Below are 9,209 nucleotides of genomic sequence, written 5' to 3' on the forward strand. Positions count from 1 at the left end.
ATGCCGCCGAGCCTGCGCCAGACGAGGCCATGCTCGGGATGGGCCGCCAGCCAGCGGGCGAAATCCTGGCGTTGCTGTTCGCTGGCCTCGCCGGAGTCCAGGCACAGCTGCCAGGCAATGGCCTCATCCAGGGCGCGCGCCGATACCCGGTTCATTGCGGCGCTCCATACAGCGCGATGTAGCACTGGCGCAGGCCCTGGGCGAGGTACTGGCGCACCCGCGAGGGCGATACGCCCAGACGCTCGGCGATCTCGGCATGGCCGAGACCGTCCAGGCGGTTGTAGAGGAAGGCGGCGCGCGCCTTGCTCGACAGGTGTCCGAGCAGACGATCGATCTCGCTCAGCTGTTCCAGCGCCAGCGCCTGTTCCTCGGGGCTCGGTTGCAGGGCCTCGGGGGCCAGAGCGAGTTCTTCGAGATAGGCGCGCTCCAGCGCACTGCGCCGGAACTGGTCAATCAGCAAGCCCCTGGCGATGGTGGTGAGCAAGGCACGAGGTTCACGCGGGCTGTGCAGGTCCGGGCGGCCGAGCAGGCGCACGAAGGTGTCCTGACTCAGGTCTTCGGCGCGCTGCGTGCAGTTCAGACTTTTGCGCAGCCAGCCGAACAGCCAGTCGCGATGGTCGCGGTAAAGCAGGCCGACCAACTGCTGATTGCTGGAATCCTGAACCGACACGCGCACCTCGCGAGATCTAAGTTAAGGTGATAATGATTCGCATATGATTGCAGAGGTCATGGTTGCGCGCAATTGCCGAAATGACCGGCGGTGCAGGGGAATGCAAGGGGGGAGGCTGAATCGGTAGGAGCTGCGATGCCCGCGAACGAATGCTTCGCGAGCAACGCTTCCACGAGCGGGACATGGCGGCGGTGGCTACGTACGTTCCTGGCGGCTGCGGGCCAGGGCGTGATTGACGGCCAGCCAGCCCTGTACGGCTTCTTCTCCCATTTCGCTGAACACCCGTTGCAGCAGTCGCGCCTGCTCGCGACGCAGGGCCTGTTCCAGCTTGGCGCCTTCGGCGGTGAAGCCGAGCAGGCGTTTGCGCTTGTCGTCTTCTGCCGCCTCGCTCTGCACCAGGTGCATTTCCATCAGCTGGCGCAGTGGCGTGTTCAGCGCCTGCTTGCTCACGCCCAGGTAGCCCAGCAGCTCCTTCATGCTCAGCCCGGGATACTTGGCGATGAAGAACAGGATGCGGTGGTGCACCCGTGACAGGCCGCGCCTGGCCAGCATCTCGTCGGGCTTGGCGGTGAAGGCCTGGTAGCCGAAGAAGAAAGCCTCCATGGCCGCCTGCTGCACGGCGGGGTTCTTCATCGCCTGCCACCCGGTGCGGCCACCCTGCGGGCCGTCGCTGGGCGAGGATAAAAATTTCTCGGGGAAATTTTTTAGGTCAGTCATATTGACGTATCTCTGGGCGGCGTCGTAGTTTCGGTCAAGCAGTTTGACTTAATTCCAATGACATTTGCACCCCAGGACATCCCATGGCCTTCTCCGAACGCATCGCCCGCCTGAAAAGCTCCCTGATCCGTGAAATTCTCGCCGCGGCGCAGCGTCCGGAGGTGATGTCCTTCGCCGGTGGGCTGCCGGCCGAGCCGATGCTGCCGAAGGTGGACTGGGCCGAGATGCCGGCGAGCATGGGCCAGTACGGCATGAGCGAGGGCGAGCCGGCGCTGCGTGAAGCCATCGCTGCCGAGGCGCGGGCTCTGGGCGTGCCCTGCGAGGCCAGCCAGGTGCTGATCGTCAGCGGCTCGCAGCAGACGCTGGATCTGGCCTCCAAGCTGTTTATCGATCCGGGCACCGAGGTGCTGCTCGAGGCGCCGACCTACCTGGCCGCGCTGCAGGCCTTCCAGCTGTTCGGCGCCGATTGCATCAGCGTGCCGCAGGAGGCCGATGGCCCCGAGCTAGCCGCGCTGCGCCAGCGTCTGGAAACGCACAAGCCGGCTTTCGCCTACCTGATTCCGACCTTCCAGAACCCGTCCGGCACCCGTTACAGCGAAGCCAAGCGCGAAGCGGTGGCGGCGCTGCTCGACGAGTTCGGCGTGACCCTGATCGAGGACGAGCCGTACCGCGAGCTGGTGTTCGACGCCGGCAGCGCCACGCCCATCGTCAGCCGCCTACAGAAGGCCAGCTGGATCTACACTGGCACCGTATCCAAGACCCTGCTGCCGGGCCTGCGCGTCGGCTACCTGATCGCCACCAAGGACCTGTACCCGCACCTGCTGCGCCTGAAGCAGTCGGCCGACCTGCACACCAACCGCATCGGTCAGTGGCAGGCGCTGCAGTGGCTGGGCAGCGAGCAGTACCGTGGCCACCTGGCCGAGCTGCGCGATTTCTACCGCATCCGCCGCGACGCCATGCAGGCCGCGCTGCTGGAGCACTTCGGCGAGCTGGCCGAGTGGCAGATCCCGCAGGGCGGCCTGTTCTTCTGGCTGACCCTCAAGCAGCCGCTGGACACCCGCACGCTGCTCGATGCGGCGCTGGCGCAGAACGTCGCCTTCATGCCGGGCGAGCCGTTCTTCATCGACCCGGATGCCAACCCGGGTCACCTGCGACTGAACTTCAGCCATGTGGCGCCGGAGCGCCTGGGTGAGGGGCTGCGCCGACTGGCGGCGGTGATTCGAGAGGCGCAGGCGAAGTAGAGGTTTGTAGCGTAGGAGCAACTAGCTGGCGACGCTCTCGCTGCGGCGGATCGCCGGCGAGCCGGCTCCTACGAAAACACAAGGAAACACGGGGAGGGCAATGCGATGTACAAGGTCTACGGCGATTACCGGTCGGGCAACTGCTACAAGGTCAAGCTGATGCTGCATCTGCTCGGCAAACCCTACGAGTGGGTGCCTATCGACATTCTCAAGGGCGAAACGCAGAGCGAAGCCTTCCTGGCCAAGAACCCCAACGGCAAGATTCCGGTGCTGGAGCTGGACGACGGCACCTGCCTGTGGGAGTCCAACGCCATCCTCAACTACCTCGCCGATGGTAGCGACTTCCTGCCCCGCGAGCCGCGCCTGCGCACCCAGGTGCTGCAATGGCAGTTCTTCGAGCAGTACAGCCATGAGCCCTATGTTGCCGTGGCGCGTTTCATCCAGCTCTACCAGGGCATGCCCGAGGAGCGCCGCGAGGAACACGCGCGCTGCCTGAAGCTCGGCTACAAGGCCCTGAAGGTGATGGAAAAACAGCTCGAACGCACGCCCTATCTGGTCGGCGAGCATTACTCCATCGCCGATATCGCCCTGTATGCCTACACTCACGTGGCCGATGAGGGCGGTTTCAGCCTCGAAGCCTTCCCGGCCGTGCGCGCCTGGCTCGAGCGTGTGGCCAGCCATCCGCGTCATGTGACCATGCTGGGCTGATCAACCCTCGGAGGCAGCCTGCGCCTTCGCGGCGCAGCGCTGCCGCCACAGCAACGGGCTGACTCCGGTCTCGCGGCGAAAGGTGCGGGTGAAGTGCGACTGATCGCAGAAGCCATGGGCATGGGCAATCTGCGTCAGTGGCTGATCGGTGGTCAGCATCATCGCCCGGGCCGCTTCTATGCGCTTGCGCGCCACGTAGGCCAGCGGCGTGATGCCGAAGGTCTGCTTGAACACATGGGAGAAGTGGCTGCTGCTCAGGTTGAGCTGGGCGGCCAGGTGGCAGGTGCGGATCGGCATATCCAGATGCCGGCTGATGTATTCGTCCAGACGCCGCGTTTGCCAGCGGTTCAGTCCCGCCGCATGGCGCGGGCCGCTCTCGACGCCGCTGTTTGCCTGACGCAGCAGCTCCATGGCCTGGTCGAGGTAGACGTAGGCGCGCAGGGTGTCGTGCTGCAGGGCCGCTCCTGCATCGGCCAGCAGGTCGGCGATCCGTGCCAGCGTCCGAGCATCGTCCAGCGCCTTTGCCAGACAGGGCGCGATGCCCTGAGTTTCTCCGAGCGAGCCCATGTGAAGCCTCCTTGTCTGGTCAGAGACAGAGCATGCGCGGTGGAGCTGTCGGCGCCCAGCTCACAAGGAGGGGAAGAGGGGGAACACTAAAGTGGGGGGCCGACCTCGAGAACGCCGCGCTGCACGGCAATGGCCACGGCGTGGGTGCGATTGTTGGCGCCGAGCTTGTCCATGATCAGGCGCATATGCCCCTTCACCGTGTCCTCGGTGATACGCAGTTGCAGGGCGATGTCGCGGTTGGAATAGCCCAGCGCCGCCGCCTGCAGTACCTCGACCTCGCGGGGGCTGAGGCACTGCTGGCCGATATGCTCGGCCAGTTCGGCGGCGATCTCCGCTGGAATGTGGCGCTTGCCCGCGGCTACCAGGCGAATGGTCTCGACCAGCTCCTTGCGCAGGCTGCTTTTCAGCAGGTAGGCCTGGGCGCCGGCCTGGATGGCATGCAGGGCGCGTACGTCGCCGCGGTAGGTGGTGAGGATGGCGATGCGTGCGCTCGGGCATTCGCTGCGGATGGCCTGGATGCTCTCGATGCCGTTCATGCGCGGCATCTGCAGGTCCATCAGGGTGACGTCCGGGCGCAGGCGGCGGAAGCAGTCCAGCGCCTCCTGTCCATCGCCGGCCTCGCCCACCAGTTCGATATCCGCCTGCGCCGTCAGTACGGCGGCGATGCCCTCGCGCAGCAGCGGGTGGTCATCGGCGACCAGAACGCGGATGGGGGTGGCGATGCTCATGGACGCGGGCTCCTCTTGAATCTTTTCCAGTGTAGCCGGCGGCGGGCGGGAGGCTCTCCGCATCGATAGGCCAGTTCGCCGGCCAGGGTCAGATGCACCTGGCTGCCACTCCCGTGGATGCCGTGAATGTCGAGGGTGGCGCTCATCTTGGCGGCGCGTTCGTGCATGCCTTGCAGGCCCCAGTGGTCGAGGGCCTTGCTGCTATCCAGCTGATCGGCGCGAATGCCGCGGCCATCGTCGGTCACCAGCAGTTCGAACTGACGCGGGTCATAGTCCAGCTGCACTTGCACGAGGCTGGCGTGGGCGTGGCGAAAGGCGTTGCCGACGGCCTCGCGTGCCAGCAGGTAGAGCTCATCGTGGACCACCGGATGCAGCGCAAGGGGCGTGCCCTTTACCTCGACCCGATAGGCCACGCCCGGATGATCGAGCAAATGCTCCAGCTCGCGTAGTGCCTTGGGCAGGTCGGCAGAGGCCTGACGTACGTTGCGCAGGTCGCGCACCCGCTCGCGCCCCTCGTTGATCACCTGGTCGGCGCGGTCCAGTGCCTTTTCCAGCAGGCCGCGGCTGGGCTGTTCGGCAGGCAGGCTGTCGGCGGCGGCCTGCACGTGCAGCATCAGCCCCTGCACACCCTGCAGCAGGGTGTCGTGCAGCTCGCGGGCGATGCGCTCGCGCTCCTCGTGGCGTTCTTCCAGACGCGTGCGCAGGTGCTCCGCGGCGCGCCGCATGTTGCTGCGGTAAATCAGATGCAGGGCGCCGAGCAGGGCGATGCCGAGCGACAGCAGGAACCACGGCTGGCGGTAGAACACCGGGCCGATGCTGAAGTCGAGTTCGGCGTCGCGTTCGCTGGGTACGCCGTTCTGGTTGAGGGCGCGTACCCGAAAGCGGTAGTCGCCTGCCGGTAGATCGGTATAGACGGCCTGGCGCTGACGGCCAGCGGAATGCCAGGTGTGATCGAAACCGTCGAGGCGATAGAGAAAGTGCAGGCCTTCGGGCGCCGACAGGCTCAGCGCGCCGTAGTGAATGATCAGGCGCTGGCTGCTCGACGGCAGCACGGGGCTTGTACTGGTCGGCAGTGCGGCGCCATCCACCACCAGCGATTCGATGCGTACGCGCGGCGGCGCGCTTGCCTGCTGGGTACGCCGTGGGTCGAGACCGACCACGCCGTTGCGGGTGACGAACCACAGCTGGTCATCGCCGACGCGCACCGCTGTGGGCAGCGGCAATACCTGATGGGGATCATTGGCCAGGCCTCCCTGCGCAGCGTAGGTCCGGTAGCGGATGTGATGCGCCGGATTTTCCAGGGCCTGGGCGATCTCCGCGGCGGGCAGCTGGAAGATGCCGCCCTTGCCCTGCAGCCAGAGATCTTCGCCCGCTTCGACCTGCACCGGGACGATGGCGTAGAGGTTGTCGAACAGACCGTTGTCCGGCAGCGGCAGACGCTGAAAGCGCTGCCCGTCGAAGCGCGCCAGGCCCCGCTGGCCGCCGACCCAGGCATGCCCAGGCAGATGGGCCATGGCGGTCACATGGCCGACATCCAGGCCTTCTGCCGCGCCCCAGTGGCGTTCGCCACCGTCGTCGTGGCTGACCAGCAGGTTGTCGCGATAGCCGAACCAGCGGCCGCCATCGGGGGCCAGGGCGGCGCTGACCGGCATCTGCTGCGCCGGCTTGGCGCTCGGCGGCGGCAGCCCGTGCCAGCGCCCGTCGCGCAGGACGAACAGGCCCTGACGATTGACCGACAGCCACAGCTCGCCCTGGCGATCCACCAGCATGGCGCGCACCGCGGAGTCCAGGCTGCGTTGCACCGGCAGCTCGGCGACCTTCTGCAGGCTTGCGCCCTCGCTGCGCCAGATGCCCTGCGGGCCGGCCAGCCAGGCGTTGCCCTGGCTGTCGCGGGCGGTGGCGCTGATCGGCGTCTGCAGCGGCAGATGCTGCAGACCGTCGCGATCCAGGCGCATCACCGGCAGGTTGCTGCTGCCGGCCCAGAGCGTGCCGGCCTGATCCGCCACCAGGGCCAGGTTCTGTGCATTGGCGGGCAGGCCCGCTGGTTGCAGCGGCCGGTCGCGCAGGCGATCCAGACCATCGTGGGTGCCTACCCAGAGGCTGCCTTCGCTGTCCTGATGCAGCGGCGCAACGAGGTCGGAGCTGAGCCCGTCGCGGGCGGAGAAACGTTCGAGAGTGCCGAAACCGCCCGATTCATGGCGATTCGGCTGCGCCGCATGCAGCAGGCCGTGGCCGGCGGTACTCAGCCACAGAGCGCCCCGTTGGTCGAACAGCAGGGCATTGACCGACTCGCCGACCTCGATGCGAATGGCCTGCCCGGTCGAGGTATCCAGCCGCAGTACCGACTCGCCGTCGCGTTCGGCCAGCCACAGCGCGCCATCGGGGGCCTGGACGATCTGGCGGGGACGCCTGACCGCGATGCCGCTGTCGCGCAGCGTCCGGGCGCCGGGCTCCAGCGTATAGAGGCGTTGCTCGTCGGCCACCCATAGCCGGCCGTTGCTATCGATCAGCAGGGCATAGGCGTTCGTGCCGACGAAGCCGGTTTCGCTGGAAAGCTGTTGCCAGCTCTGCCCATCGAAGCGCAGCAGGCCATCGTTGGCCGCGGCCCAGAGCTGACCGTCGGCGCTCTGCGCCAGGGCGTAGATGGTGCCGCGGCCCAGGTCGAAGGCGGCCGCGACCTCGCCCTCGGCGTCGATCAGACGCACGCCGCCATTGCGCAGGCCGACCCACAGACCCTGGTCGCTGGCCAGCAGGGTGGAGACTATGCCCAGTTCCTGACCATCGGCAGCGAGGTAGCGGGTGAAGTCGAGGCCGTCGAAGCGGTACAGCGAATCATGGGTGCCGAGCCACAGATAGCCGTCGCGGGTCTGCGCCAGTGCGCCGATCTGGCTGGGGCTGTGGTCGTTGTGCGTCCAGCGGCGATGTTCGAAGCGCTGTTCCAGTTCGCTGCCGTGGGCGCGAGCGGTGGCCCAGATGAGCAGGCACAGCAGAGCCAGTGCCGCGAACAGATGTTGAAGCGGCGAGGCGAGTGGCGACTCAGAAGCGTCCAAGCTGGTCTTGTGCCCATTCGATGCAGTAGTCGGCAATTGTTTCCCAACCCGGTTCGGCAATCAGCCAGTGGCTGTAGCCCCTGAAATGTTTGAACGTGGTGACGGCCGTCGAGCCCCGGTGGCGTCGATAGGCCGCCGCGACAGTGCTGGCGCGGACGGTGCGGTCCGCGCCCGCTGCGATCAGCAACAGCGGCGGACGATTGGCGTTGCTGAAGTCGATACGGCTACCGATGCCCAGCGCGTTGTCGAAGAATACCCGGGCCGGTGCCGGCACGATATGCCGCGCGTATGCAGCGGCTTGCCGTTCCGGCGTCAGCGTCTGCGCCATGTTGCGCACGAAATGTTGCGGGCTCATGTGCAGCACGCCCCGGCAGAGCGTCCGGCGCAGCAGCCAGGGCCCGCTGTCGCGCAACCCTTCCAGCCCGCCCTGGGCCGGCGGTGCGATGGCGATACCGGCGCTGCCCAGGCCGCGGTCGAGTAGCAACTGCACCAGCAGGCCGCCAAGGTCGTGGCCGATCAGCAGCGGCGGGTGTGCGAAGGTGCGAAGGTGCTCTTCGTAATGGGCGAGAAGGGCCGCGACACTCAGGCGGGTCATTGCTCTCGGCGGTTGGCTGCGCTGGCGTGCCAGGTCGGTGTCGAGCGAGGGCCAGGCTGGCGCGCTGCAGCTGTAGCCGCAGGCCTCGAAACGACGGCGAAAGCGGCTCCAGATCAGCGGGGTGAGCCAGGTCCCGTGAATGAACAGGGCCTGGCGGCTCATGGCGGTGAGCGTCCAGTCGCTGCTGTGCCGTCATGGCTGACCGTGGGCATGCTGCATGTCCGAATGCTCTGGCGCCTGCTTGCCCGGCATCAGGAAGTGGTCGATGCGTATCGCGACCCCGGCGCTCTGGAACTGCCTGGCCGCCGCCTCGATGCGTTGCTCGGCGCGGGTCACCCGGCCGTGGTGGCGCAGGTGTTCGAGCCAGGACTCGTCGAAGAAGAACTCCTGCCAGTGGCGCGGGTTCTCGCTGCTCTGCACCAGACCCCAGGAGAACGCACCGTTGCGCCGACGCATGCGCGCCACCTCGCTCATTGCCTGGCGAAAGGCCGAGGCATGTTCCGGCGCGATGTCGTAGTGCAGGGTGACCATCACCGGGCCGCGCTCGAGGTCGGCTTCGTCGGCCAGGATCGGCGCCGGCCAGTGCAGCGAAGGGGCGAGATCCTCGGCTTCGGTAACCGGCAGCGGAAAGCGCGACGTCAGCAGCCCGCCCAGCGCCAGACAGCCGGCCGCGGCGAACAGGGCGAGGGGAATCGACGCCTGGCTGGCGACGAAGCCCCACAGCGCGCCGCCGGCGGCCATGCTGCCGAAGAACACCAGGATATAGATGGAAAGGGCGCGCGCCCTTACCCAGTCCGGTACCGAGGTCTGCGCGGCGACCTGCAGGCTGGACAGCACGGCGATCCACGCCGCGCCGCTGAGCAGCATCACCGGCAGCAGGGCGGCGAAGTGGCGCAGGCTGGCCAGGGCCAGCAGCACCAGGGCGTAGAGCAG

Annotated in this window: 10 protein-coding genes; 2 read left to right on the top strand and 8 right to left on the bottom strand. The window is 67.1% G+C overall.

The genetic code is table 11. The features are described from left to right. From N7333_RS22710 to N7333_RS22720, 3 genes are all read right to left on the bottom strand, one after another. A partial coding sequence (locus N7333_RS22710; protein WP_279859428.1) for a FecR/PupR family sigma factor regulator occupies nt 1-155 on the bottom strand: 155 nt, incomplete at its 3' end. Next, complete coding sequence (locus N7333_RS22715; protein WP_003243715.1) at nt 152-670, bottom strand: RNA polymerase sigma factor; 519 nt, start codon at nt 668-670, stop codon at nt 152-154. The genes N7333_RS22715 and N7333_RS22710, both read right to left, overlap by 4 nt. 195 nt (nt 671-865) lie before the next feature. Beyond that, nucleotides 866-1,303: a MarR family transcriptional regulator gene (locus N7333_RS22720; protein WP_012018910.1), complete on the bottom strand. Its 438-nt coding sequence runs from the start codon at nt 1,301-1,303 to the stop codon at nt 866-868. Between the two features lie 167 nt (nt 1,304-1,470). Between N7333_RS22720 and N7333_RS22725 the strand changes: the two genes are divergently transcribed. Together N7333_RS22725 and N7333_RS22730 are read left to right on the top strand one after the other, a co-directional pair. Further along, nucleotides 1,471-2,628, top strand: coding sequence for a PLP-dependent aminotransferase family protein (locus tag N7333_RS22725; protein ID WP_279859423.1), 1,158 nt, complete (start codon nt 1,471-1,473; stop codon nt 2,626-2,628). A gap of 105 nt (nt 2,629-2,733) precedes the next feature. Beyond that, nucleotides 2,734-3,336, top strand: a complete 603-nt coding sequence (locus N7333_RS22730; protein ID WP_090428332.1) for a glutathione S-transferase family protein — start codon at nt 2,734-2,736, stop codon at nt 3,334-3,336. Here N7333_RS22730 and N7333_RS22735 read toward each other — a convergent pair whose 3' ends face one another. From N7333_RS22735 to N7333_RS22755, 5 genes are all read right to left on the bottom strand, one after another. After that, nucleotides 3,337-3,903 (bottom strand): AraC family transcriptional regulator, encoded by a 567-nt coding sequence (locus N7333_RS22735; protein WP_279859424.1) that lies wholly within the window; start codon nt 3,901-3,903, stop codon nt 3,337-3,339. It lies immediately after the preceding gene. An 86-nt stretch (nt 3,904-3,989) separates the two neighbouring features. Then, nucleotides 3,990-4,631, bottom strand: coding sequence for a response regulator transcription factor (locus N7333_RS22740; RefSeq protein ID WP_012018906.1), 642 nt, complete (start codon nt 4,629-4,631; stop codon nt 3,990-3,992). After that, the gene (locus tag N7333_RS22745; protein WP_279859425.1) at nt 4,628-7,681 is read right to left on the bottom strand and encodes a sensor histidine kinase; all 3,054 of its coding nucleotides are present in this window, start codon (nt 7,679-7,681) and stop codon (nt 4,628-4,630) included. The genes N7333_RS22740 and N7333_RS22745 overlap by 4 nt, the downstream gene beginning before the upstream one ends. Next, nucleotides 7,668-8,438: an alpha/beta fold hydrolase gene (locus tag N7333_RS22750; protein ID WP_279859426.1), complete on the bottom strand. Its 771-nt coding sequence runs from the start codon at nt 8,436-8,438 to the stop codon at nt 7,668-7,670. The genes N7333_RS22745 and N7333_RS22750 overlap by 14 nt, the downstream gene beginning before the upstream one ends. A 30-nt stretch (nt 8,439-8,468) precedes the next feature. Beyond that, the coding region (locus N7333_RS22755) for an MFS transporter (RefSeq protein ID WP_279859427.1) at nt 8,469-9,209 on the bottom strand (741 nt) is incomplete at its 5' end.

Origin of the sequence: Pseudomonas sp. GD04158, assembly GCF_029834875.1 — a bacterium.
In the GTDB taxonomy this organism is placed as follows: Bacteria; Pseudomonadota; Gammaproteobacteria; order Pseudomonadales; family Pseudomonadaceae; genus Aquipseudomonas; species Aquipseudomonas hydrolytica.